This is a genomic window from Stutzerimonas stutzeri (assembly GCF_038561965.1).
GTDB lineage: Bacteria > Pseudomonadota > Gammaproteobacteria > Pseudomonadales > Pseudomonadaceae > Stutzerimonas > Stutzerimonas stutzeri_AA.
Map to the genome: position 1 here is coordinate 4,291,277 of NZ_CP139348.1, position 24,372 is coordinate 4,315,648.

Here is a 24,372-nt window from a genome sequence, read left to right on the forward strand (position 1 = left end):
GACCAAGCGCTGCTAGAGTTCACCGACCCCTGCATCGAACCGGAGCACCAATGTCACTGGATGACCGCAAGAAACTCGTCCGCCAGCATATCGACCTGACCTGGAATCGCGGGCACCTGGCGCTGGCCGAGCACCTGCACAGCAAGGATTTTCTCTACAAAAGCTCGTTCATCGGACGGCCGCTCCACAGCGGCGAGTTTCTCGACATGGTTCGGCAGATTCGCCACGCCATGCCGGAGCTGGAAGTGGTTGTCGAGGAATGCATCGCCGAAGGCAACCGCGTGGTCACCTGGAGCACGCTGATCGGCAGCATCGAACACACCGCGTTCGGCTACCCCCCGAGCGACAAGGTACTGAGCATTTCGGCCATGGCCTTCTGGAGCATCACACCAACGCAACAGGTGCAGGAGATCTGCACGATGTTCGACATGGAGAGCTTCCGTGCCCAGTTGGGGTTGGATACGCGACCCTACGCCGAAAAAGCCCTGCCCTGAGCCAGCGCTTTACCACAGCCAGCCGAGCCAGAGCAGCGCCACCAGCAGCCAGGCACTGAGCGTCAGAGCGCCGCGTTCCCACTGCCGATTCCAGCGTCGCTCACGCCGGCGCCAGCGGTTCCGCTCGAGGTGAACCGCCGGTACAGGCAGGGGCGGCTGGCGCAGCAGGCGGGTAAGGTACAGCGATGTCCACAGCGCAGGATTGGGCAGCTGGGCCAGGCGTGGCGGCACTCGCCAGGCGCGGCGCAGCGCCCAGCCACTCAGCGCCAAGGCAGCCAGTAGCGGCCAGAGCGCTGCCCATAAGCCACCCGGATAGAGGCCGTCCAGCAGCGGCTCGCGCAGCGCAGGCCAGAGCCAGGGCAACAGCAGCGACGCCAGACTGAGCGCCGCCCACGGCAACCATTGACCAACGGGCGGGCGCGCGCTGGCATGCTGCTGATCGCGCCACATCAGCCAGAGGGCGCGCAACAGCAGCAGCGCGGTGGCGAAGCTGGCCAGCGTCAGCCAGGGTGCCCAGGCGGCGAAGGCGCTGTCATGCCAGGCGCCCTTGAGCAGGTACTTCACCGCCGCACCGCTGAAAAGCGGCGCGCCCATGATTGCCAGCGCTGGCAGTAGCAAAAGCACCCAGGCCAGCCGCGGCAGGCGCCCTTCATGGACCATTCCCGCCGCGAGGAACAACGCGCCCTTGGCCAGGCCGTGATGCACGCCGAACAGCAGTAGCACCGCGAGCAGCGCGGCGGATGGCTCCTCCAGGCTCCAGGCCAACGCCAGGATCATCAGCATCCAACCCATCTGGCTCACCGAAGAATAGGCCAGCACCGCCTTCGACTTGCCAGCACACAGCCCCAACGCAGCCGCATAGAGCGCGCCGAATATCCCGGCGGCAAGCAGCGGCGTGCTCCAGGCTGCCAGCGTTGGATCGGCCTCGGGCACGCATCGCCAGATGCCGAGGATGCCAGCCTTGAGCATCGCCCCGGAGAGCACGGCGCTGGCCGGTGCCGGCGCCTCGGGATGGGCCAGTGGCAGCCAGACGTGCAGCGGCCAGAAGCCGGCCTTCAAACCGAGACCGAGCAGCAACAGCGCCAGGGTCAGATTGTCGATCGGCTGCGCCTGCCAGCTGGCGAAATCGAATGCCTGTCCAGCTGCATGGGTGCGCAGCAGCAAAGCGGCGAGCAACAGCATCTCGCCGCAGATCGCCAACTGCAGATACAAGCGCCCCGCTCGCCGAGGCCCCGGGCCGCCGCGGTGCACGATCAGCCCGTAGGCCGACAGGCTCATGGCACTGAAACCCAGATAGAAGCTCAACGCGTCGGTGGCGATGATCAGCAGCAGGTTGCCGGCCAGCGCCAGTTGCCAGAAGGCCCAGAAGCGCAACCGGCGCGAATCGCCGGCCAGGCTGCTGTTGGCGAAGACGGCTGCGCAGCCCCAGAGCACGGCGGAAAAGCCCAGCCAGGCCCGGGTCAGCGTGTCATCGGCGCCCCAGCGCACGCCCTCCCAGAGCCAAGGCAGCTCCAGTGCCGGCTGTGGTTGCAACGCCGCGAGCAGGGCCGGCACACACGCCAGCCACAGCCATGGCAAACAACGCTCACGCAGGCACAGCAGCAGCGCGCCGCCAAGCAACGGTGCGAAGGGCACCAGCAACCACAGCCAGGCAGTCATATGGCGAACTCCCGCTCGACGATCAGCTGGCTCCAGCCCAGCGGGCTCAGCGCTGTCGCCGCCAGCAGCCCGACCAGTAGCGACAGCAGCGCGGTGATCACCGGCGGCAGCAGCAACATCCAGTGGGTTTCGAAACGCTCATCGGCCCAGCGATTCTCGTGCCAGTCGGCCGGCTCGGCAAACCAGCCACGCCAGAGCAACGGCAGGAAATAGGCCGCATTGAGCAATGCCGAACCGAGCAGCACCAGCAACACCCAGTCCTGGCCGACTTCCAGCGCGCCAAGGCCGAGCGTCCATTTGCTGATGAAGCCGGCGATCGGCGGAATACCGATCATGCCCAGCGCACCGATGGAGAATGCCGTCATGGTCCACGGCATGCGCCGGCCGACGCCATCCATTTCGCGGATGCGATGAATCCCCAGGGTTTCGGCGAAATTACCCGCACAGTAGAACAGCGTGACCTTCATCAGGCCCTGATGGACCAGGTGCACCAGCCCGCCCACTGCGGCAATCGGCCCGAGCAACGCAACGCCCAGGGTCACGTAGGACACCTGGCTGATCGTCGAATACGCCAGGCGTTTCTTCAGTTCCTGTTGCTGCAGAGCGCGCAGCGAGCCGTAGAGTATGGTTCCGGCTGCCAGCCAGAGCAGCGGCTTGGTGAGATCCAGCCGCGTCAGCGCTTCGGCGCCGAACACGTCATAGACTACCCGCACAATGCCGAATGCCCCGGCCTTGACCACCGCCACCGCATGCAGCAACGCACTGACCGGCGCCGGCGCGACCATCGCCTGCGGCAGCCAGCCGTGTAACGGAATCAGCGCGGCCTTCACGCCTAGGCCGAGGATCAGCAGCGCGAAGGCTACCCGCAGCGCGATGTCATGCTCGTCGACCTGCTCCAGCAGATAGCCAGCCGCCTGGAAATCCGGTGTGCCAGCCAAGCTGTGCAGCAGCGCCACGCCCATCAGCACCAGGGTGCCACCACCCACGGTATAGGCCAGGTAGACACGCCCGGCACGCAACGACTCGGGCGTGCCGCGATGCACCACCAGCGGAAAGGTGGCCAGGGTCAGCAGCTCGTAGAACAGCAGAAAGCTGACCAGGTTGCCCGCCAGCGCCAGGCCCACCGTGGCGCTGACGCACAGACTGAAGTAACCGAAGAAGCGCGAGCGCAGCGGCGAGTCTTCCAGATAGCCGATGGCGTAAATCGTCGTCAGCGCCCACAGCAGCGACGACAGCGCAACGAACAACAGCGCCAGGGCATCGGCCTGCAGCACCAACGGCGCGCCTGGCAGCAGCGGCACGCTGAAACGGTACTCGCTGCCCTGGCTGACGCCGTAGAGCATGCTGCCGACCAGGGCCAGCTTGAGCGTCACGCCGAGCAGGTTGAGGGTCACGCGCAAACGCTGCTGGTCCTCGCGCAGGGCGAAGATCACCAGGCCCGGCAGCAGCGAGCTGAGCACGATGCCGAGCGGCAAAAGGCCGTGCCAGTTCATCGTCCGAGCCCTCCCAGCCAGAGCAGCAGCGGTTCGCTGATCAACGCCAAGCCCCAGACCAGCAGCGCCGGCAGCAGGGCCAGCCATTGCGCCAGGCGGTCGGGATGAATGCTCGGCGGGTTCGGTCGCGCCCGGTCGAAACCGTGCGCGACGACGCGGAACACATAGGCAGCAGACATCAGCGTGCCGAGCAGAACGCCCACGGCCCAGGGCCAGTGCTGCGGCTGCTCGAACAACGGCTGCAACAGCAGCCACTTGGCCAGGAAACCACCGCTGGGTGGCAGGCCGACCAGGCTGCCACCGGCCACGGCGAATGCCGCCAGGGCGATCGGCACGTTCTGACTGGCACCGCGCATGCCGGTCACGCGCTTGCTGCCAAGAATGCTTTGCAGCTCACCCGCTGCGAGAAACATCGAGACCTTGGCCAGCCCGTGGGCCAGCACGAACAGCCACAAGGCCGCGTGCAGGCGTGGTTCATTCAGGTGCAGCAGCAGCCCCAGCGCCAGCAGCGCGTAACCGAGTTGAGCCACGGTGGAATAGGCCACCAGCGTCTTCAGCCGCGGCGCACGCAGCGCCGACCAGCCGCCAGCGAGCAGCGCCAGTACACCGGCGGCGCCGAACAGCAGGCCGGCATCGCGACCGAAGGCCTCCGGCGCGATCTCGCTCCAGATCAGCCAGAGGATGTACAGCGGCCCCTTGACCACCAGCGCCGAAAGCAGCGCGCTGACCGCAGTCGGCGCGGCGGCGTGGGCCGGCGGCAGCCACAGGTGCAGCGGCCACAGCGCGGCCTTGAGCATCAACCCGAGGGTCATCAACAGCAGCGCCAGATGGGTCACGCCATCGGCTTCGGTCAGTTGCGCCAGCATGGCCAGATCGAGCACGCCATAGCGTCCGTAGATCAAAGCCACGCCCAGCAGATAGGCCAGCGAGCCGGCCAACGACAGCAGCAGATAATTCAGCGCCGGCTTCCAGGCCTTGCGTCCGGCCAGCGACACCAGCGCCACCGCGACCAGGCTGAGCAACTCCAGCGTGACGTAGAGGTTGAACAGGTCCGCCGACAGCCACAACGCAGCCAGGGCCGCATGCAGCAGGCAGGACAGCGGCCAGTAATCTTCCTTGCCGGCAGCATGAGGGATGCGCGCCGCGTATAGCGCCACCAGCAGGTGCAGCCCGGCGGTGAACACCAGCAACAGCGCGGCCAGCGGCGTCAGCCGGAAGCGGATCGCCAACCCCGTCTCCCAGCCTCCGATAAGCAGGTTGCGCTCACCATGGTCGAGCACCACCTGCAGCGCCATGATCGCCGCCACCAGCGCGCCCAGGCTCAGCGCGATCACCCAGCGGCCGCTGCGCGCCGGGCGCAGCAGGATCAACAGCAAGGCGCCGGCCAGGGGCAAAAGCAGACTGAACAGCGCGGCGTTCATCGCTTTTGCTCCATCGATGAAGCCAGTGCGCTGCTCAGGCGCAATGCCAGGGCGGTCGCACTCACCGCCACCACCAGACCGGTGACCACCAGCGCCACCAGCAGCGGATCGCTCGGGTCGTGGCGCGCCGCCAGGGCGATCATCACCAGGAACACGCCGCTGCCCATCAGGTTGATGGCAATGATGCGCCGCAGCGCATGCCGCAGTGTCAGCAGCCCGTGCAGGCCGAGCAGCCAGAGGGCGAGCCCCATGCCGATCCAGAACAGCGTGGCACTCATGATTGCGCCTCCGCTTCGTCGCCAATCACCAGCAGACTCAGGCTGGCGGCGATGGACAGCGTGGCCGCCGCCTCGATGAGCAGGATCAGCGGCTTGGCCCAGCCGGCCGGATACTGCAGCCAGCCATCACCGAACCAGGCACAGGCAGCGGCCACGCCGAGGAACAGCAGCAGGCCGATCAGCACCAGCAGGCGCAGCGGCCAGAAGCTCCAGTGCAAGGCCGGTAGCGCACCCGCCAGGCGCAGCAGAACGATGCCTGCTGCCAGCAATGCGCCGGCCTGAAAGGCGCCGCCCGGTGAGGCGGCGCCACGCCAGAGCACATAGCCGCCGGCCAGTACCAGCAGCGGCGCCAGCGTGCGGCCCCAGGCACGCAACAGCGGCCAGGGCTCGCTCAGCTGTGGCTGCAACGGCCCGAGCTGACGGGCGCCGAGCAGCGCCAGCAGCAGCACCGCCAGTTCCAGCAGCGTGTCCCAGGCGCGGAAATTGAGCAGCACCGCCGTTACCGGGTGCTCGACGCCGCTTTGCGCCAGAGCGGCGTCGATCTGCGCCGGCACCGTCGGTTGCAGCTCGGCCAGCGGAGCCAGTTGCGGCAACAGCAACATCAGCAACGGCAACACCACCAGCACCGCGGCCAGTCGGCGTCGCCGCGAAAGCCGCGGTTCGCTGCCGGCCTGCGGTTGCCGCGCCAGCGCGGCGAACAGCAACACGCCGGTCAGGCCGGCCCCGATGGCCGCCTCGGCCAGTGCCAGGTCGGCAGCCCCCAACCGCGCCCAGACCAGCGCCAACACCAGGCCGAAGGCAATGAACAGCAGCACGCCGGCATACAGCTGGCGCACGTGCAGCGCACCGCCAGCCAAGCCGAGCAGCAACAGGCCGAGCACGCCATCGAGCAGCCACTCACTCATCGCCGCCCTCCTCTTCGGACTGCCGTGCCAGCAGCTGGCAGGCGGTGGCGCCGGAAGCCAGTACCAGCAGCCAGATCAACAGCATCTGTGCCACTTCCAACAGGCTGCCGGCGCGCAGCGAAAGCCCGGCGACCACCAGGCCGAGGCCGAGGGTGTCGGCCTTGGTCAGCGCGTGCAAGCGGCTGAGGGTGTCGGGAAAACGCAGCAGGCCGATGCTGCCGGCGGCGAAGAACAGCAGGCCGCCAGCCAGCAGTAGCCAGCTGAAGATGTTCAGCAGCTCATTCATGGCGACTGCGCCGCAACAGCTGGACCAGGGCGGCGCTGATCATCGCCGCCAGCAGCGCCAATACCAGCGCCGCATCGCGCAAGCCCGGCGCGTCCTGCCACTGCGCCATGACCAGCAGCAGTGCAGCACCGGTGGTGCCGAACAGCTGCACGGCGAGCAGCCGATCAACCCTGCCCGGCCCACGCAGCACGCGCCACAGACCGATGATCAGGGTCAGCAACAACAGCGCCGAGAACAGTGCCATCAGCGCGAAGCCCCGGTGCCGAGCAGACGCTCCAGGTGCCGTTCGAGATCGGCGACAGTCGCCTGCCAGGGCAGCCGCTCATCCAGCACGTGTACGCGCATCTCATCCCCTTCGATGCGCGAAGCCAGCGTGCCAGGCAGCAGGCCGACCAAAGCCGACAGCAGCAGACGCACCCGCGGCGACTGGCTGGCGAGTGGATACGGATGCCACGCCGGCTGCAGCGGGCAATGCGGTTGCAGGGCACGTCGCGCGACATCCCAGCCGCCGAGCAGCATGTGCTTGAGAAAAAAACCGAGGAACGCCGGCAGCGCACCCAGGCGCATGGCCAGCGGGCGCAAGCCAAGCGACAGGCTCAGGGCGACGGCCAGCGCAACCGTCGGCACGCCCAGCAACCAGCCTTGGCCAGCGGCGAATACGGCCCAAAGCGCGGCATAGATCAGCGACCAGAAAAGCGCGTCGGTAGCTCCGCGACACCATGCGGCCTGAGTCATCTCGTTCTCCTTGGCATACCGGTCTTTGTAACAAGTCGAGGCCAAGAGTTCGCCGCTGTCCACCAACCGCGGCGAAATGCCTTGTATCAGCAGATTGCCGCTCGGCTTGGCTCGACATGCGCTCGGTCAGGATGGCGGAACGTCCGCGTCGCCTGCTGGTCTTTCCTCCCTGAGGCCGCGGCGTGGACGCCCGGTCATAACAATCACCCCATGAGGGCAAAACAGGGCTGCGCTCCGGCGAGCGACACGCCGAGGAAACCGAGATGAGTGCAATTGCGTTGTTGCTGGTAGGCCTGGGCGCCATGGGCCTGGGTTACGTCTTCTACTCCAAGTTCATCGCCGAACGGATCTACCGTCTCGATCCCAACTACCGCACACCGGCGCACACCATGCGCGACGGCGTGGATTACGTGCCCACCAACAAGTTCGTGCTCTGGGGTCACCACTTCACCTCCGTGGCTGGCGCAGCGCCCATCGTCGGCCCGGCCATCGCGGTGATCTGGGGCTGGGGGCCAGCCTTCGCCTGGGTCGTCTTCGGCACCATCTTCTTTGCCGGGGTACACGATCTGGGCGCGCTCTGGGCCAGCGCCCGCAGCCGCGGCCAATCGGTCGGCATGCTCAGTGGCCGGCTGATCGGTGCACGCGGCCGCAGCCTGTTCCTGGTGGTGATCTTCCTCGTGCTGCTGATGGTCAACGGCGCCTTTGCCGCGGTGATCTCCAACCTGCTGGTATCCACACCGACGTCAGTGATTCCGGTGTGGGGCGCGATCATCGTGGCACTGGTGATCGGCCAGATGATCTACCGCTACAACGTAAAACTGCTGTGGCCATCGCTCGGCGGGGTAATCGTGCTCTACGCGCTGATCCTGCTGGGCAATCAGTACCCGGTCGCGCTGCCAGACGAGATCATGGGCCTGTCGGCCAAGTCGATGTGGATCCTGCTGCTGTTCGTTTACGCCGCCATCGCCTCGCTGCTACCGGTGTGGGTACTGCTGCAGCCGCGCGATTACATCAATGGTTTGCAGCTGTTCGTCGGCCTCGGCCTGCTCTACATGGCGGTGCTGTTCGGCGCGCCGGATCTGGTGGCGCCGGCGTTCAACCAGGAACTGCCAGCCGACACCCCGAGCATCGTGCCGCTGCTGTTCGTCACCATCGCCTGTGGCGCGATCTCCGGCTTCCACGGCCTGGTCGCCTCCGGCACCACGTCCAAGCAGCTGGACAAGGAGACCGACGCCCGCTTCGTCGGCTATTTCGGTGCGATGGGCGAAGGCATGCTGTCGCTGGCGGCGATCATCTGCTGCACCGCCGGCTTCGCCACCCTGACCGACTGGCAACAGGTGTACACCGCCTTCGGCACGGGCGGTGTCACTGCCTTCGTGCAGGGCGGCGGTACGCTGCTGGCCAACGGCCTGGGCCTGCCGGCCGAGCTGGGCGGGACCATCCTCGCGGTGATGGCGATTCTCTTCGCCGGCACCACCATGGACACCGGCCTGCGCCTGCAACGCTTCGTCATCCAGGAAGCCGGCGAGCTGGCCGGAATGAAGGTCAACACCCTGATCGGCACACTGCTCGCCGTCGGCGTTTGCATGGCGCTGGCTTTCGGCGCGGGCTCGGACGGCACCGGCGGCATGGTCATCTGGCCGCTGTTCGGCACCACCAACCAGCTGCTGGCCGGCCTGACCCTGGCGGTGATCACCGTCATCCTGATCAAGCTCGGCCGCTCGCCGCTGTACACGCTGGTGCCACTGGTGTTCCTGCTGGCGATGTCGATCTACGCGCTGCTGGTGCAGATGGGCCAGTTCTACCGCGCCGAAAACTGGCTGCTGCTGGGCATGGACGTGATCATCCTGATCGCCGCGCTGTGGGTGACACTGGAGGCGGTAATCGCCATGCGTAAAGGTCGCGACCCGGCCGAGCAGGCCTTCGAGACGCAGCCGTGAGCGAGCCGCTGAGCATCCTCGGCAAGGTCTCGGCGGGGCTGCGCGAGTTCTACGTTGCGCCCTATCGCCGGACCTTCGCTCGCGCCCAGCGCGACGAGGACGACCTGTTCATGCTGCTGGTGTTCTCCGAAACCCTGGGCGTGCCCAACCCGGCCGCCTGGTACACCCTGGAGCTGATGCCAGCGCTCTACGAACGTTTCCACGATTGGCACCGGCGCATGGGCATGGAGCGCTCGCCGCTGGAGCACATCGGATGCTGCTGACGCCATGTTGCTAGCGCTGGCCGAACAGCGCCGCGTGTTGTTCTTCGGCGGCAAGGGCGGTGTCGGCAAGACCACCGTTGCCGCTGCGACTGCGCTGGCCCAGGCGCGGGCAGGCCGGCGGGTACTGCTGATTTCCACTGATCCGGCGCACAACCTGGGTCATCTATGGGATCGCCCGGTCGGTCCGCAGAAGGTGCGGCTGGCAGCAGGACTCGACGGCATGGAACTCGACCCCGAGCTGACGGTGCGCCAGCACCTCGACGAGGTCGGCGCCGCCTTGCGCAAGCTGATGCCAGCGCACCTGGCCGGCGAGGTCGACAAACACATGGCGCTGTCGCGCGATGCGCCGGGCATGCACGAAGCTGCGCTGCTCGAACGCATCGCCGAGACGGTTGATCAGGGCCTGGCCGAGTACGATCTGCTGATATTCGACACCGCGCCGTCCGGGCATACCGCACGGCTGATGGCCCTGCCGGAAATGATGGCGGCCTGGACCGAAGGCCTGCTGCGCCGCCAGGAGCGCGGGTCGCGCTTTGCCCAGGTGCTGAAAAACCTTGGCCAGGATGATCGCGGTTTCGGCGAATCCATCCTCGGTCACGGCGGGGAAGCCAAAGAGCAGGACCGCGACAACCGCATTCGCAACATCCTCGACCGCCGCCGCGAACGCTTCAATCGTCTGCGCGAAGTGCTCGGCGACGCCGATCGGTGCGCCTTCGTCATCGTTCTCGCCGCCGAACGTCTGCCAGTGCTGGAAACCATCGAGCTACATGCGCAACTGCAGCGCGCCGGCACGCCGGTCGGCGCACTGGTGGTCAACAAGCGCTCGCCCGCGGATGCCGGAGCCTTTCTCGCCGAGCGGCACGCTCAGGAAGCACTGCACCTGGCCACGCTGCGCGAGGCGCTCACTGATCTGCCGTTATTGGAGCTGCCCTTGCTGCCGAGCGATGTGGTCGGGGAAGCCGCGCTGCACGCGTTTGCCCGCCACCTGACAGACCGCTCCGGGACCGCCCGTCACATCGAGTGAACGGGTTCGGCGCTGCCCTCTTCTATACGCCATATCAACTGCAGCGTTGCGAAAGGAGGGCTCCATGAGACTTCGCCTCAAACCCCTGAACGAACAAGTCATCGTCATCACCGGCGCCTCCAGCGGCATTGGCCTGGCCACCGCGCGCATGGCGGTCGCCGCCGGCGCCCGTGTGGCGCTGGTATCACGAAACGAAGAGGCACTGAGCGAGATCGAGCAACAGCTCGGCGCCGGCGAGCGAGTCATGCACGTGACCGCCGATGTCGGTGAGCGCGACCAGCTGCAGCAGGCCGCCGACCAGATAATCGAGCGCTTCGGCGGCTTCGACACCTGGATCAACAATGCCGGCGCCTCAGTCTGGGGACGGCTCAGCGAGGTCAGCGATGAAGATCATCAGCGAGTCATGCAGACCAACTTCTGGGGCACCTTCTACGGCTCTAGTATCGCGGCGGCGCATCTGCGCGAACGCGGCGGCTCGATCATCAATCTCGGCAGCCTGGAATCCGTGGTCGCCTTGCCGTTCCACGCCAGCTACAGCGCCAGCAAGCACGCCGTGAAGGCGCTGACCGACGTGCTGCGCCTGGAACTGGAACGCGATGGCCTCCCAGTTTCGGTGACCCTGGTGCGCCCAGTGGCCACCGATACACCGTTCATGGATCACTCGAAAAACGAACTGGAGAGTGCGCCAAATTTCCCGCCGCCGGTGTATGCACCGGAGGTCGTGGCGCAGGCCATTCTGCACGCCGCCGAGCACCCGCAGCGCGACGTCTACATCGGCAACGGCAAGCTGCTCAGCCGTATCGAACAGAACGTGCCGCGCCTGGCCGACTGGCTGCGCCGCCGCTTCATCGCCCCGACGATCATCAGCGGCCAGCCGGACGATAACCGCCAGGGCCAGCTGCACGAAGCCGATAGCAGCCAGGGCGGCGCCGGGCATGCCCATGGCGCTTATCCGGGGATGGTGCTGCAGCACAGCCTGTACACCCGCGCCTCACAGCACCCGGTCGCCACTACCGCGGCCCTGGCGCTGGGCGCGCTGACAGTGTTCAGCCTGCTGCGCCGACGCTAGCCAGCGCGGCAGAGGCTGCATGGCATAAGAAGCTGCATGGCATAAACAGGTATCGCGCCCGGTATCGCGGCCTCCACCGCGCGACTAGGCCAGGTGACGCAGGAACCAGTCGCCAGCCAGTCGCGCAACCTCTTCCAGCGTGCCGTGTTCTTCGAACAGGTGGCTGGCGCCCGGCACGACCACCAATTGGTGCACGCACTGCAAACGCGAAGCCGCCGCACGGTTGAGTTCCAGCACCTCCAGGTCGCGGCTGCCGACGAGCAGCAGTGACGCCGCCTTGACCCGCGCCAGCGAGAGATCTGCGAGGTCGACTCGCCCGCCACGCGACACCACCGCGGCGATATCCGCCGGACGCGAGGCCGCGGTAGTCAATGCCGCTGCCGCGCCAGTGCTACCGCCGAACAGGCCGATACGCAGATCGCGGAGGCGTTCGTCGGCACTCAGCTGATCGACCACACCGCTCAGCCGCTGACTCAGCAACGGGATGTCGAAGCGCACCTGACGGGTAATTTCATCGATGGGCTGCTCGTGCCTGGTGAGCAGATCGAACAGCAAGGTCGCCAGGCCCATCTCGTTGAAACAGCGCGCCACGCTCTGGTTGCGCGGGCTGTGCCGAGTGCTGCCGCTGCCGTGAACGAATACCACCAGGCCAGTGGCGCCGACCGGCACGTACAGCTCGCCATGCAAACGCGCCTTGCCAAGGGTGAAACGCACATCTGTCGTCGCAAGGCTCATGCCGGCGGTACTCCTTCGCTCCAGGCGCGCTGCAACAGCGCGACCACCTGCCGGTCCGCCGTCTGGTCGAAATTCTCGTACCAGCGACCAATGGCATACAAGTCGTGAGGCACATGCAGACAGACGACGCGGTCAGCCAGACGTTCCAGCTGCGCGATGCTATCCGGCGCCGCCACTGGCACCGCGACGGTAACAGCCCCGGCCCCCAGCTGATGCACGGCCTGCACCGCAGCACGCATGGTCGCGCCAGTGGCGAGCCCGTCATCCACCAGAATCACCTTGCGCCCATCGATCAGCGGCCACGGACGCTCGCCTCGATAAGCCAACTCGCGACGCTGCAATTCGTGGGTTTCCTGGGCGAGGGTGCCGTCGATCTCGGCCTTGGAGATTTGAATGTATTGCAAGATATCCTCGTTCATCACGCGTACGCCGCCGCTGGCAATAGCGCCCATGGCCAGTTCGCGATTGCCTGGCACGCCGAGCTTACGCACCACCAGTATGTCCAGCGCCAGCCGCAGACGCTGCGCCACTTCGAACGCCACCGGAACACCGCCACGGGGCAGCGCCAGTACCAGTGCATCCGTCCAGTCGACTTCCTGCGCCAGCCGCTCGGCAAGCGCCGCGCCTGCCTGCGCTCGATCAGGGAAAGGGATCGTCAGGGTCATGGCAGGCTCCTTGGTTCGACGCTATAGCTGGAGTCTGGCTCAAGAAACGGATGTTGGTCGGACAAACAACATAGCCGGAACCAAGGCCCAAGGCGTCTCCGCTGATCGGAACGCCCTGACGGGCTCATAAAAGCGTTGCCGTCACGCCCTTGGCGCCATTAAAGTGCCATCACTGTGTGCCGATAGCCTCTTTAACGCGTAACGCCCCGAAAGCTCTGGCCTGAAGGCCATAGATTGGCGCCGGTTAGAGCCGCCGCAGAGTAGCCACGGCAGACGATCCAAGCGGATGGAATAACTATGACCAACAAGAAAAACCCGTCGGCTCCTTCGCATATTCGCAGCTTCGTTCTGATGGCGATCAGCCTGCTGTTTCCGTCTACCTCCCTGCATGCAGCCCAGACGCTGACGTTGCTGACCTGGGAGGAGTATCTCAGCGAAGCGGTGATCGAACGTTGGCAGGCAAAAACCGGCGTCGAAATCAAACAGATCTATTTCGATAGCGGCGACAGACGCGACGAAATCCTCGCCAAACCCGATCACCAGATCGATATCGCGCTCACCGAGCGGATCAGCTCAGCGCGCTTCGGCGCCCGTGGACTCCTGGAGCCGCTGGACCAGGCCGTGCTACCGGGCCTGCGCCACGTATCGGAGCGCTGGCGCGAAAGCTGCGGCCCCCACAGCGTGCCGTACCTCTGGGGAACGCTGGGCATTGCCTATCGCAGCGACCGCCTCGACAGCCCCCCTAGCTCCTGGGCCGACCTGCTGAAGCCGGTCAGAGCCGACCAGCCACATATCATCATGATGGAGGACCACGAGGACATTCTCGCCAGCCCCTTGATCCTCCTGCAGCACTCGATCAACACCTCGAACAATGACGAGCTAAAAGCCGCGTTCGAGCTGCTCGTGGCCCAGTCCGAGGCGGTACTGACCTACGAGTACGTGATTACCTCGCTGCGCAGCCAGCGCTATCTCGACAAGGCCGACATGGCCCTGGCCTACAGCGGTGATCAGCAGGTGCTGAACCAGGTCGAAGGGGTCGATGGCGAGCCCTGGCGCTACGTGGTACCCGAGGAAGGCACGTTGCTGTGGGTCGATTGCCTGTCCGTGGCGACCTCGAGCAAGAACAAGGCGTTGGCCTATCGCTTCCTGGACTTTCTCAACCAGCCGGATATCGCCGCGCTCAACGCCGCCGACCTGGGGGTCGCAACACCGAACGGCGCGGCCCGGGCACTGCTGCCCGAAGACGTCCGCCAGGACTCGACCATCTACCCGCCCGAAGAACTGCTGACCAGGAGCCAGGTCTATGAGAACCGGCCAATGGAAGCCACGCAGACACGCCGACGCATCATCAGCGCACTGATCAACGCCCATGACGCTAGGTAAACGCGCGCTGCTGGTGATCTTCCCGGTCATTCTGATCATCCAGCTGGTTGCCTCGACCACCGCCTACCTGACCCAGCGCGCCTCGCTGCTCGGGCTGGAGCAGGCACGCCTGGACCAGCAGTTGCTGGCGCTGAAATCGGCGTACCTGGACTACGAAGCCTTCAACCGCAGCGTCCTTTACTCGCTCATCGATAGCGAGGCGCTGCTGCTGTTCCTGCGCGAATCCGATACCGCCTTTCGCAACGACACGCTGGGCTTGCGCATCCAGCAGAGCATTCGCCTGCTATCGAACACCGAGATTTCATTCGTCTCCTTCGCCGTCGTCCAGCCGGACGGCGAGCCGGCCTACTACTTCGAGAGCAGCCTGGCGCCATTCGCTTCCATGAACGCGACCCAGCAGCAAATCGTGCGGGACGCCAAGCTGTCGCCAACGTCCAGCAAGACGATCTATGTCGAGCAGGCCGAAGGCGGGCCACTGCTGCTCGACACCGATTTCATCCTGCCGGCCTCCAGCAGCCGCCCTCTGCCAAGCCAGCGCGGCGAGGCCTTCGCCGTGCAGCTGGCGGTACGCCCGGAGCGCTTCATCAAGCTCAAGCGCAGCCTGGAAAGCGAATACGGCGCACCAGTGGAGATCGACGTACAGCCGATGCCGGCCGAATCGGGGCTATCGGCCGAGCTTTCACTGTCGCGATCACTGCATGCACGGCTGACCCCAGCGCCGAAATACACCGCCAAACGCTTGCAGACTTTGGGTCTGGCATTCGTCGCCGGTGGCTCGCTGATCTGCCTGGTGTCCATCGGCCTGCTGCTGTGGCTGATCCGCCGTTATATCACCGCGCCCATCAGCGAGCTGGATAACCAGCTCACCGACCTGCTGCTGTGCAAGCGCGCGGCACTTGATGAACCCACCGACGGCGGCGAGATCGGCCGCTTGACGGTCAACATGAAGACCCTGCACGACCGCAACACCGAGGCGCTGGAACGCATCCAGATCATTTCCTGGACCGACAGCCTGACGCAGATCAGCAACCGTGCGCACTTCGGCCTGCTGGCCAATGCCATGTATGAACAGTGCGCACACCAGCGCAAGCGACTGGCCTTGCTGTTTCTCGACCTCGACAACTTCAAGCTGGTCAACGACCAGCACGGCCACGACACCGGCGACAACCTGCTGCGAATTTTCGCCCAGCGCGTGCAGGGCCTGCTGAGACGCCATCAGACCGACTACCCGCAAACGGAAGCCGCATTTGCACGCCTGTCCGGTGACGAATTCGCCATCCTGCTGATGACCGATGCCGACGAGGGCATCAGCGAGCTGTGCGACGGTCTGCTTGGCCTGTGTCGCGGCGGCTTCCGCCTCGAAGACCGGCTCTATCCCGTCAGCATCAGCATTGGCACCGCCCGCTATCCCGACGATGCGGACTCGATCACTCAGCTGCTCACGCGCGCCGACACCGCCATGTACCAGGCCAAGGCGGTAGGCAAGAACACTGCCGTGGCCTTTACCGGTGAGCTGGAACAGCGCAACGAGCGCATCCGCCTGATCGAGGAGCACCTGCGCATACTCGACGGTGACGACGAGCTACGACTGGTCTACATGCCAGCGCTGGATCGCGAAGGCACCGTGGTCAGCTGCGAGGTGCTGCTGCGCTGGCACTCCCCGACACTGGGAATGGTCTCGCCTGCCGAATTCATCCCGATCGCCGAACGTGCCGGGCTGTTTCCGAAGATCGACAGCTGGGTCATCGATCATGCGCTGGCGGAGTATCCGAAGCTTGCACAACTGTTCGGCGAACAGGTGATTCTGGCGATCAACGTGTCCTCGGCCCAACTGACCGACGACCGCATCTGCCGTTATCTGGTCGAGCGCGCCGCCCACCATGGCATCGAGCCGGGCAGGATCGAGATCGAGTTGACCGAAACCTATGCCGCCGAGCTCTGCAAGGGCACCATGGATGTGGTCCAGGCGATCCGTAATGCGGGCTTCCGCGTCGCCATCGATGACTTCGGGGTCGGCTATACCTCGATCCAGCAATTGCTCGAATACCCGGCCGACACCATCAAGCTGGATATGGCCATCATCACCCGACTGACACGCCCGGACATGCAACAGAGCCTGACCGCCCTCGTTGCGTTCTGCCACGCGCAGGGCAAGCGGGTGAACGCCGAGGGAGTGGACAACATGGACAAGCAGTCGGCGCTGCTGCAGGCCGGCTGTGATCTGTTCCAGGGCTACCTGATTTCACCGCCACGCTCGCTCGCCGCGCTGGAAGACTGGATGGCCGTACGTAACCGTGCGCAGGGCACGCTGCGCCTGGAGCAGCTGCCGCCGCGAGCGGTTTCACTGCCCTGCTAGGCAGACGCAGCCCGCGCTAGATCGAGTCCTCCTCGGACGCACCGGCAGGATTGGCCCGCGTTGGCATGGCGAGGATCTCCGGCACCACCTCGCGCGCGAACACATCATGCAGGCGGCGCAGCTCGGCCACCGGATCGAGATGGTGGTCGACACGGATGTCCCAGAGCGGGTACTCCTCGCGGTCGACGACGTAGACCGTCGCCGAGGACTCGCCGTGGCGGTCACCGCCCAGCTCGTCACCGGCCGCGATCGCCTCCATCAGCCGCTCCACCAGCGGCAGATGCTCGCTGCTCCGGAAAGCCTCGCACGCCGCTTCCAGCACCTCGCGGCCCTTGAGTCGATTGCCCTGCACGCAGAACTGCTCACCGGCAATCGATCCCGACCAGGGCAGGCACTGCTCGCCGGTCCAGCAGGCCGTACGCCCCTTTGCATCGACCACCGCGCACTGGCGCTGGCTCATGCATGGGTCGGTACGCCGCAACCGCTCGAGCACCTCCGCAGCCGGGCTGAACTCTCGCAGAAAACGCAGCCCATCGATGCCCAGATAGGGGTTGATCTGCGCCTGGGTCGCCACTGCCCCGACGTTGGCCGCCGCATGGGTCAGCAACTTCCCTACGGCGGGCATGGCGGTGGCAGCGGCCACCCCGAACTGGCCGGTGCGCGGGCAGCGGGCAACGATGGAAAAGGTCATGGGCCTACTCTCTGAATTAGTCAGAGATTAGGCCGACGCCGAGGGGCAAACGTTCAGGCGAGCATCCAGGCAAACGTTTGCAAGCCCGCCGGCAGCGTTCCGACGAATGACTGTGACGTCTCGCACCTTGTCGCGGCACCAGTGCTGGCACATCGCCAAGCAGATTTGTAGACTCGCCCCCTCTCGGCACGCCAGCAAGGAACGGCAACGTGACCGGGCAATGGGCCAGGCACGATCCTGGGCCAAGCATCCACAGGATTCGACAGACATGGAAACGTCCGCATACCTACCCCGCCCCGCCGGCACCCGGCTGTATCGCCTGCAGCCGACTGCTGGAGCAACAGCAAACACATCCCCAGAAGCCCGCGCGCAGAAACCTGTGGCGCGGCGCCATTGAACGAGAACCCGATATGAAGAAGCACCTGATGGCCGCGCCATTGATTGGCCTGAGCATCCTGTTTAGCGGCTGCGCTACAGAGCAGTCACGTACGCTGGAGGTCGCCAAGGTGACTTCGGCGCAGAGTGTCTACCATGGCCAGCGCAGCCCCATCGCAGTCGGCAAGTTCGACAACCGTTCGAGCTACATGCGCGGCCTGTTTTCCGATGGCGTCGATCGTCTCGGCGGCCAGGCCAAGACCATTCTGATCACTCACTTGCAGCAGTCGAACCGCTTCAACGTCCTCGACCGCGACAACATGTCGGAAATCGCTCAGGAAAGTGCCATCGCGGCCAAACGCGCAAACCTGCGCAGTGCGGATTTCGTGGTCACCGGTGACGTTACCGAATTCGGCCGCAAGGAAGTCGGCGACCATCAGCTGTTCGGCATCCTGGGCCGCGGCAAATCGCAGATCGCCTACGCCAAGGTCAACCTGAACATCGTCAATGTCAGCACCTCCGAGGTGGTTTATTCCGCTCAGGGCGCTGGCGAGTACAGCCTATCGAACCGTGAAGTCATCGGCTTTGGCGGCACCGCCAGCTATGACTCGACCCTCAATGGCAAGGTCCTGGACCTGGCCATCCGCGAAGCCGTGAACAACCTGGTGACCGGCGTCGACAGCGGCGCTTGGCGCCCTGTGCAATAAACCTCAAGGACGAGTAAGCATGAACACCCATCTGAGAACCGGCGCGCTCGCCGTCGCCCTGCTGTCGCTTGCCGCGTTGACTGGCTGCGCCAGCCAGCCGAAAACCCTCTACCACTGGACCGGCTACGAAGAGCAGGTCTATGAGCACTTCAAGCACGATAAGAGCCCGCAGGAACAGATCGCCGCGCTGGAAGCCAGCCTGCAACAGGCCCGCGCGCGGGATGTGACCCCCGCACCGGGCTTTCACGCCCACCTCGGCATGCTTTACGCCGAAGTCGGCAAGGGCGATCAGGTTCGCCAGCAGTTCGAAACCGAAAAAACCCTGTTCCCAGAGTCCGCGCCCTACATGGACTTTCTGATGCGCAACTTCGAGAAATAAGAGGTCATGATGCCAAACATCGGTCTGAAAACCCTGCTGGTGCTTGCCGCCCTGAGCATGCTCGGCGGCTGCGCGACACCGACTCCCTACGACTACAGTGCATTCGAGCGGAACAATCCGGCATCGATTCTGGTGCTGCCCCCGGTCAACCGTTCGCCGGATATCAAAGCCAGCTACAGCGTTCTCTCGCAGGTCAGCTACCCGCTCGCCGAAGCCGGCTATTACGTGCTGCCGGTAGCCGTGGTCGATGAGACCTTCAAGCAGAACGGCCTGATGAATGCCGACGAGATGCACATGGCCCCGCCGGCCAAGCTTCGCGAGATTTTCGGCGCGGACGCAGCCCTGTATATCGAAGTCACCCGTTACGGCAGCAGCTACAAGGTGCTGACCAGCGAGGTCGCGGTGGAAGCTCACGGCAAGCTCGTCGACCTGCGCAGCGGCGAACTGCTCTGGGAAGGGAAGGCGCTGGCCAGTACGGCAGAAAACCAGAACCAGAACAGCGGAGGCCTGGTGGGCATGCTCATCACCGCTGCCGTCAACCAGATCGTCAACACGCTCAGCGACCGCGGCCATGAGATCGCCGGCATCACCAGCCGCCGTTTGCTCACCGCCGGCATACCCAACGGCATCCTCAGCGGCCCCCGCTCGCCGCAACACCCGAGCCGGTTGGCCAGCCGCTGATCGGGCGCTAGTCGGGCGACCTGCGCGAAGGATGCACGGTCGCCCTTGCCGCTCAGCCCTGGCGCAGCGAAAGACCCTTGAGGAAATTGCGCAGCAACTGATCGCCGCAGGCGCGGTAGTTGCTGTGGCCGGGCTTGCGGAACAGCGCGCCGAGTTCGGATTTCGACAGCTGCAGATCGGCGGCATGCAGGATCGCCTGCAGGTCTTCGTCGCGCAGCTCGAAGGCTACCCGCAGCTTTTTCAGGATCTGGTTGTTGCTGACCGGCAGCTCCAGCGGCGGCGCCGGGCGGCTTTCGTCCTTGCCGCGCTTGAAATAGATCAGCCCGTCGAGAAAACGCGCCATCGCTTCGTCCGGGCACTCCTGATAGCCGTCCTCGTCCTCGCGGGCGAGCCAGGCACGAACTTGCGCCTCGTCTACCGTACAGCCGCCCAGCGCGGCGATTTCGGCCATCTGTGCATCGCTGACCTTGAGGGTGTAGCGCAGGCTGCGCAGGACGTCGTTGTTGAGCATGTTCGCTCCTCTAAGAATGAAGGCCGGCAGTGTGCGCTCTTGGGCGTCGGACGGCGAGTCCGATCAACCGTCTTCGCGCTCACCCAATCGCCGGTAAAGCGTGCGCCGTCCGATGCCGAGCAAGGCCGCAGCGCGGCGCTTGTTGCCATCCACCAGTTTCAGTACGTGCTCGATATAGCGCTGCTCCAGCTCCTCGAGCGTCGGCAGCAGCGGGCCGTCGCTGAGCTGGGCGAGCAGCTCGGCGCCAGCGCTGTGAGCGTTGTCATCGCGATAGTCGGCGATGCGAGTGGGCAGGTGTTCCAGCTCGATGCTGCGCCCGTGACAAAAGGTCACCGCGCGTTCGATGGCATTCTGCAGCTCGCGCACATTGCCGGGGAACGGGTAGCGCCGCAGTTGCGCCAGCACCGCCGGTGCCAGGCCACGAACCGGACGCCCGCTGCGCGCGGCGAAATGGGCGACGAAACCGGCAGCCAGCAGCTCGAGGTCCTCCTCGCGATCACGCAGCGGCGGCACCTGCAGGATGAAGGTCTCCAGGCGGAAGAACAGGTCTTCGCGAAAGGCTTCGCGCCCCGCCTCGGTTTCCAGCGGGCGGTTGCTGGCGGCGATGATGCGCACATCCACCGTAAGCTCACGCTCGGCACCCACCGGGCGGATCGTGCCTTCCTGTAGCACACGGAGGAGTTTGGCCTGCAGCGGCAGCGGCATCTCGCCGATCTCGTCGAGAAACAGCGTGCCACCGTCGGCCTGCTGGAACAGCCCCTTGTGCGCACGGTTGGCACCGGTGAAAGCGCCGGCGACATGGCCAAAGAATTCGCTTTCGAGCAACTCGGCCGGCAACCCCGCGCAATTGATCGCCAGAAACGGCCGGTTCGCACGTTCACTTTCCGCGTGTACGGCACGGGCGACCAGTTCCTTGCCGGTGCCACTCTCGCCGATCACCAGTACCGGCCCTTCGGCACGGGCGAGCTGGCGGATCTGATCGAACAACCCGCGCATCACCCGGCTGCGGCCAAGCATGCCGTGAAAGCGATCGTCGCTGAGCAGCTGCTGGAAGCGCCGCACCTCGTCGCGCAGGCGTCGCGTCTCCAGCGCGCGGGCCACCGCCAGGCCAAAATGTTCGAGGTCCAGCGGCTTGGTAAGGAACTCGTCGGCGCCCTCCTTGAGCGCCGCCACCGCCTGCTGGATGCTGCCGAACGCGGTGATCACCAGAAACGCCGGCGCCGCCTGCATGGTCTTGACCCGCCGCAGCAGCGCCATGCCATCGGCGCCGGGCAGGCGCAGGTCGCTGACCACCAGCGCCGGCTCCCAGCTCTCCAGCGAGCCAACCGCCTCCTCTGCGCTGGCCAACGCTCGCACCTGCAAGCCGCGGTCTTCCAGCTCCTCGACCAGCAACTGCCGCAGGCTGTCATCGTCCTCGACCAGCAGGACTCGCTCCTGCGTCACCTCAGTCATGCTCGACCTCCTCGTCAATCAACGGCAGTGCGATACGGAAGGCCGCGCCCGGCAGGCTGCCGTCGACCAGCTCGATACGTCCACCACACTCGCCCACCACGCCATGGGCCACTGCCAGCCCCAGCCCACTGCCCTCGCCCACCGGCTTGGTGGTGAAAAACGGCTCGAACAGCGCCGCGCGATTCGCCTCGACAACGCCGGGGCCATCGTCCTCAACCTGCAACATCAGCTCATCGCCGTCGCGCCACCAGCGCAGCCGCACCAGCCCGCCCGGGCTGGCCTGGGCGGCATTGCGCAGCAGATTGGTCAGCGCCTGCTCGAAACGCGGCGGGTCGACACGGCAATAAAGCGTTTGCCCCGGCGCCAACAGCTCCAGGCAAACCTGCAGCGCGGCGAGTTCGTCAGCCACCGCCGCAGCCGCCGAATGCACCAGCACCTCGGCGGGAACCTTGCGCGGAGGCGAACCGGCGGCGCGGCCGAAATCCAGCAGCTGACGGACAATGGCGCTCAGCCGCGCCACTTGCTGGCGAATCTGCAACAGCGCGCGGCGATGGGCTTCGGCCAGGTCGTCGTCGCGCAACACCCGCTGCGCCTTGCCATCAATCACGCTGAGCGGGCTGCCCAGCTCATGCGCCACGCCGGCCGCCAACCGCCCCACCGCCGCCAGTTGCTGACTCTGGCGCAGGCGTGCCTGCAGCTGCTCCTCGCGGGCCTGCTGCTCGGCCACTTGCCGTTCGGCGGCGGCGATGCTGTCGAGCATCTGATTCAACGCGCCGGACAGCACGACGATTTCCTGCGGCCCGCTACGCGGTGCACGATGCTCGCGCTCGCCGGCCGCGACGCGCTCCATGCTGCGCGCCAGCTGCTGGAGATGCTTGCCCACGGCAGAGCGGTGGCCAAGCAGGATCACCACCAGCGCCACCCCGGCCAGCAAGCCGCCCAGGCCCGCGGCGATCAGGCGTAGACGGCGAATGTCCTGCTCGAAATCGCCCCAGCGTCGGGTGACCTGCAGCAGGCCGTTGATCTGCCCACCGCTCTCTTCCAGCGGGACGAAATAGGAATAAACCGGGCGGCCATTGATGCGCTGATAGGTGCCGGTCAGCTCGCCACCGGCGGTGAGCTGCTGGATCGCCGACTCGTCCTGATCCGGCTCCACCGCGCCGGCATAGGCTGCGAGCTTGCCGTCGCGATCGTAGACATAGGCGCCATACACACGACCGACGCCAAGCACGGATTCCAGCACCTGCTGCAGCGTGCGCTCGTGATTCTTCTCCAGACTGGCACTCAGCGGCAGACGTACCGCCCGCGCCACCAGTTCGACCTCGGCCTGCAGGCGCCGCTCGCTGTTGCGCTCGACGGTCCAGAGCACCACCGAACTGAAGCCGAACATGATCGCCATTAGCGGCACGACGACCTTGAGCAGGAGCGCGCCGCGCAGGCTGGAGGGGCGTTGCCAGATTGATACATGTGTCATATAGGCACACTACAGAGACGTTTTTTATCGGTCCACCCTGCTCCGACGAAACGAACAAATGCTTCAATAACAATTAGTTAGCATGATCAGGCAAAACTGGCACGGCTGCTGCACCAACGAATGCGTCTTTAACCGAAGCAGGAATGAACATGACCCAGCACAACGCTCGTCTCGCCTTCGCCGGAATCTTCTCGCTGTTCCTCGGCCTGGCCGCCCCCCTTGCATCGGCGCAATCAGCCAGCCCCGCACCCACTGCCCAGCCGGCAGCCGGCGCACAGGCGCAGCAGTTCAGTGAAAAGAAACTGGAGAACTTCGCCGAATCACTTGGCGAGATCATGGAGATCCGCGAGGAATTCACCGGCAAGCTGCAAAAGACCGAAGACGCCGACAAGGCCCGCGAGCTTCAGCAGCAAGCCAACGAGAAGATGCTTGGTGTGATCGAGGAAAAAGACATCAGCATCGACGAGTACAACGCCATCAACGAAGCCGTGCAGACCGACCCGGAACTGCGCAACCGCGTGATCGCGATGATGCAGCAGTGATTACATCACCGACACCGCGCGGCGCTGCCTGAGGCGGCTCGCGCAGAGTGAAAAAAAGCCCCGCAGCGCTGACGCCTGCGGGGCTTTTTCATGCGGAGTGGCTCGACGCTGTCGTCGCCTGCCGTCAAGGCTGCCCGGCCATGATCCGCGCCACTTCGCCTTCGGCATGCAGGTGCTCGAAAGCGGCCTGGGTGCGCAGCACGATGTCGTCGTCGGTCTGGCGGCTGTAGGCCATGTAGAGCTGTGTGGAGGTGTGGGGGCTGAAGGCTTTCTCGACGCGGGAAGGGTCCACGCCGGCTTCGTTGCAAAGGGTGAGCATGTCCTGCTCGGGCATCGGCAAAAGATCGACCTGACCGTTGAGCAGGCGTTTGAAGTTGTCGCTGTTGTGTGCGGTCACGACGATTTTGGTAAACCCATTGGCTTGCAGGAACTGGTGGCGTACATCTTCGCGCAGCACGCCGATCCGGTAGGCCTTTGCCGCATCGAGATCGGGCACTTCGATGTCGTCCCGCTCATGCAGCCTGTAGAAGTGGTATTCGATTCGCATGACCTCGCCCACCCAGCGAAACAGTTCTTCGCGTTCGGACGTGCGCGCGATCAGGTAGATCAGCACACCGGGCTCACGCAGCGCCATGTCATACGCCCGTGCCCAGGGGTAGAGGCTGACCTGGTAGTCGTTCAGGCCCGCGCGCTGCAACGTTGCCTCGACCACCCTGCTTGCGGTGCCGGCCACCTGGCCTTCGAGCAGATAACTGTAGGCAGTTTCCTCGGTCACCACCCGCAACGGCTCGGCCTGCGCGGTGAAACCCAGGAATGCGATGAGTAAGGCGATCCAGGCGAACGAGTGCATCATG

At 65.4% G+C, this 24,372-nt stretch carries 26 protein-coding genes; 11 read left to right on the plus strand and 15 right to left on the minus strand.

Annotation, left to right across the window (positions count from 1 at the left end; all coding sequences use genetic code 11):
- The first annotated feature begins 50 nt into the window (after positions 1-50).
- A complete protein-coding gene (locus SM130_RS19895; RefSeq protein ID WP_102826388.1) occupies positions 51-494 on the plus strand; it encodes a ketosteroid isomerase-related protein in 444 nt (147 codons plus the stop codon).
- Between the two features lie 9 nt (positions 495-503).
- On the opposite strand, the gene SM130_RS19900 is transcribed toward SM130_RS19895, so the two are convergent.
- Genes SM130_RS19900 through SM130_RS19935 form a run of 8 tightly spaced genes read right to left on the minus strand, consistent with a single transcriptional unit; the run spans position 504 to position 7,271 of the window.
- Positions 504-2,153 carry a complex I subunit 5 family protein gene (locus tag SM130_RS19900; RefSeq protein ID WP_102826389.1) on the minus strand — a complete coding sequence of 550 codons (1,650 nt, stop codon included), beginning with the start codon at positions 2,151-2,153 and terminating at the stop codon, positions 504-506.
- Entirely contained in the window at positions 2,150-3,646 is a 1,497-nt protein-coding gene (locus tag SM130_RS19905) for a complex I subunit 5 family protein (protein ID WP_102826390.1), read from the minus strand. The genes SM130_RS19900 and SM130_RS19905 overlap by 4 nt, the downstream gene beginning before the upstream one ends.
- Entirely contained in the window at positions 3,643-5,067 is a 1,425-nt protein-coding gene (locus SM130_RS19910; RefSeq protein ID WP_102826391.1) for a complex I subunit 5 family protein, read from the minus strand. Before SM130_RS19910 ends, SM130_RS19905 begins: the two co-directional genes overlap by 4 nt.
- Positions 5,064-5,345, minus strand: coding sequence for an NADH-quinone oxidoreductase subunit K (locus SM130_RS19915; protein ID WP_102826392.1), 282 nt, complete (start codon positions 5,343-5,345; stop codon positions 5,064-5,066). Before SM130_RS19915 ends, SM130_RS19910 begins: the two co-directional genes overlap by 4 nt.
- Positions 5,342-6,250, minus strand: a complete 909-nt coding sequence (locus tag SM130_RS19920; protein ID WP_102826393.1) for a Na(+)/H(+) antiporter subunit B — start codon at positions 6,248-6,250, stop codon at positions 5,342-5,344. Before SM130_RS19920 ends, SM130_RS19915 begins: the two co-directional genes overlap by 4 nt.
- Positions 6,243-6,536 (minus strand): cation:proton antiporter, encoded by a 294-nt coding sequence (locus SM130_RS19925; protein ID WP_102826394.1) that lies wholly within the window; start codon positions 6,534-6,536, stop codon positions 6,243-6,245. The genes SM130_RS19920 and SM130_RS19925 overlap by 8 nt, the downstream gene beginning before the upstream one ends.
- The gene (locus SM130_RS19930; protein WP_102826395.1) at positions 6,529-6,780 is read right to left on the minus strand and encodes a monovalent cation/H+ antiporter complex subunit F; all 252 of its coding nucleotides are present in this window, start codon (positions 6,778-6,780) and stop codon (positions 6,529-6,531) included. Before SM130_RS19930 ends, SM130_RS19925 begins: the two co-directional genes overlap by 8 nt.
- Positions 6,780-7,271, minus strand: a complete 492-nt coding sequence (locus SM130_RS19935; protein ID WP_102826396.1) for a Na+/H+ antiporter subunit E — start codon at positions 7,269-7,271, stop codon at positions 6,780-6,782. Before SM130_RS19935 ends, SM130_RS19930 begins: the two co-directional genes overlap by 1 nt.
- A gap of 263 nt (positions 7,272-7,534) precedes the next feature.
- Between SM130_RS19935 and SM130_RS19940 the strand changes: the two genes are divergently transcribed.
- The 4 genes from SM130_RS19940 to SM130_RS19955 all read left to right on the plus strand — a co-directional run bounded on the left by SM130_RS19940 (position 7,535) and on the right by SM130_RS19955 (position 11,567).
- Positions 7,535-9,211 (plus strand): carbon starvation CstA family protein, encoded by a 1,677-nt coding sequence (locus tag SM130_RS19940; protein ID WP_102826397.1) that lies wholly within the window; start codon positions 7,535-7,537, stop codon positions 9,209-9,211.
- Entirely contained in the window at positions 9,208-9,474 is a 267-nt protein-coding gene (locus SM130_RS19945) for a cory-CC-star protein (RefSeq protein ID WP_102826398.1), read from the plus strand. The genes SM130_RS19940 and SM130_RS19945 overlap by 4 nt, the downstream gene beginning before the upstream one ends.
- Before the next feature lie 4 nt (positions 9,475-9,478).
- Complete coding sequence (locus SM130_RS19950; protein ID WP_102826399.1) at positions 9,479-10,498, plus strand: ArsA family ATPase; 1,020 nt, start codon at positions 9,479-9,481, stop codon at positions 10,496-10,498.
- Between the two features lie 64 nt (positions 10,499-10,562).
- Positions 10,563-11,567: an SDR family oxidoreductase gene (locus SM130_RS19955; protein WP_102826400.1), complete on the plus strand. Its 1,005-nt coding sequence runs from the start codon at positions 10,563-10,565 to the stop codon at positions 11,565-11,567.
- A gap of 84 nt (positions 11,568-11,651) precedes the next feature.
- On the opposite strand, the gene SM130_RS19960 is transcribed toward SM130_RS19955, so the two are convergent.
- Both SM130_RS19960 and SM130_RS19965 read right to left on the minus strand, forming a co-directional pair.
- Positions 11,652-12,302: a dienelactone hydrolase family protein gene (locus SM130_RS19960; protein WP_102826401.1), complete on the minus strand. Its 651-nt coding sequence runs from the start codon at positions 12,300-12,302 to the stop codon at positions 11,652-11,654.
- On the minus strand, positions 12,299-12,967 hold the full coding sequence (locus SM130_RS19965) for a phosphoribosyltransferase (RefSeq protein ID WP_102826402.1): 669 nt from the start codon (positions 12,965-12,967) through the stop codon (positions 12,299-12,301). Before SM130_RS19965 ends, SM130_RS19960 begins: the two co-directional genes overlap by 4 nt.
- A gap of 297 nt (positions 12,968-13,264) precedes the next feature.
- On the opposite strand from SM130_RS19965, the gene SM130_RS19970 reads away from it, so the two are divergent.
- Together SM130_RS19970 and SM130_RS19975 are read left to right on the plus strand one after the other, a co-directional pair.
- Complete coding sequence (locus SM130_RS19970; RefSeq protein WP_102826403.1) at positions 13,265-14,350, plus strand: polyamine ABC transporter substrate-binding protein; 1,086 nt, start codon at positions 13,265-13,267, stop codon at positions 14,348-14,350.
- The gene (locus tag SM130_RS19975) at positions 14,337-16,706 is read left to right on the plus strand and encodes a putative bifunctional diguanylate cyclase/phosphodiesterase (protein WP_102826404.1); all 2,370 of its coding nucleotides are present in this window, start codon (positions 14,337-14,339) and stop codon (positions 16,704-16,706) included. Before SM130_RS19970 ends, SM130_RS19975 begins: the two co-directional genes overlap by 14 nt.
- Positions 16,707-16,722: 16 nt before the next feature.
- Here SM130_RS19975 and SM130_RS19980 read toward each other — a convergent pair whose 3' ends face one another.
- Entirely contained in the window at positions 16,723-17,397 is a 675-nt protein-coding gene (locus SM130_RS19980; RefSeq protein WP_102826405.1) for a DUF1028 domain-containing protein, read from the minus strand.
- Between the two features lie 410 nt (positions 17,398-17,807).
- On the opposite strand from SM130_RS19980, the gene SM130_RS19985 reads away from it, so the two are divergent.
- Genes SM130_RS19985 through SM130_RS19995 form a run of 3 tightly spaced genes read left to right on the plus strand, consistent with a single transcriptional unit; the run spans position 17,808 to position 19,539 of the window.
- A complete protein-coding gene (locus tag SM130_RS19985) occupies positions 17,808-18,479 on the plus strand; it encodes a CsgG/HfaB family protein (RefSeq protein ID WP_102826406.1) in 672 nt (223 codons plus the stop codon).
- A gap of 19 nt (positions 18,480-18,498) precedes the next feature.
- Positions 18,499-18,858, plus strand: coding sequence for a DUF4810 domain-containing protein (locus tag SM130_RS19990; RefSeq protein ID WP_102826407.1), 360 nt, complete (start codon positions 18,499-18,501; stop codon positions 18,856-18,858).
- A 6-nt stretch (positions 18,859-18,864) separates the two neighbouring features.
- The gene (locus tag SM130_RS19995) at positions 18,865-19,539 is read left to right on the plus strand and encodes a DUF799 domain-containing protein (protein WP_102826408.1); all 675 of its coding nucleotides are present in this window, start codon (positions 18,865-18,867) and stop codon (positions 19,537-19,539) included.
- A 52-nt stretch (positions 19,540-19,591) separates the two neighbouring features.
- Here SM130_RS19995 and SM130_RS20000 read toward each other — a convergent pair whose 3' ends face one another.
- The 3 genes from SM130_RS20000 to SM130_RS20010 all read right to left on the minus strand — a co-directional run bounded on the left by SM130_RS20000 (position 19,592) and on the right by SM130_RS20010 (position 22,976).
- Positions 19,592-20,050 (minus strand): DUF1456 family protein, encoded by a 459-nt coding sequence (locus SM130_RS20000; protein ID WP_102826409.1) that lies wholly within the window; start codon positions 20,048-20,050, stop codon positions 19,592-19,594.
- A 63-nt stretch (positions 20,051-20,113) separates the two neighbouring features.
- On the minus strand, positions 20,114-21,502 hold the full coding sequence (locus SM130_RS20005; protein WP_102826410.1) for a sigma-54-dependent transcriptional regulator: 1,389 nt from the start codon (positions 21,500-21,502) through the stop codon (positions 20,114-20,116).
- Positions 21,495-22,976: an ATP-binding protein gene (locus tag SM130_RS20010; RefSeq protein WP_102826411.1), complete on the minus strand. Its 1,482-nt coding sequence runs from the start codon at positions 22,974-22,976 to the stop codon at positions 21,495-21,497. The genes SM130_RS20005 and SM130_RS20010 overlap by 8 nt, the downstream gene beginning before the upstream one ends.
- Before the next feature lie 149 nt (positions 22,977-23,125).
- Between SM130_RS20010 and SM130_RS20015 the strand changes: the two genes are divergently transcribed.
- Complete coding sequence (locus tag SM130_RS20015; protein ID WP_102826412.1) at positions 23,126-23,518, plus strand: DUF4168 domain-containing protein; 393 nt, start codon at positions 23,126-23,128, stop codon at positions 23,516-23,518.
- Between the two features lie 124 nt (positions 23,519-23,642).
- Here SM130_RS20015 and SM130_RS20020 read toward each other — a convergent pair whose 3' ends face one another.
- Complete coding sequence (locus SM130_RS20020) at positions 23,643-24,371, minus strand: substrate-binding periplasmic protein (RefSeq protein WP_102826413.1); 729 nt, start codon at positions 24,369-24,371, stop codon at positions 23,643-23,645.
- Between the last annotated feature and the right edge of the window lies 1 nt (position 24,372).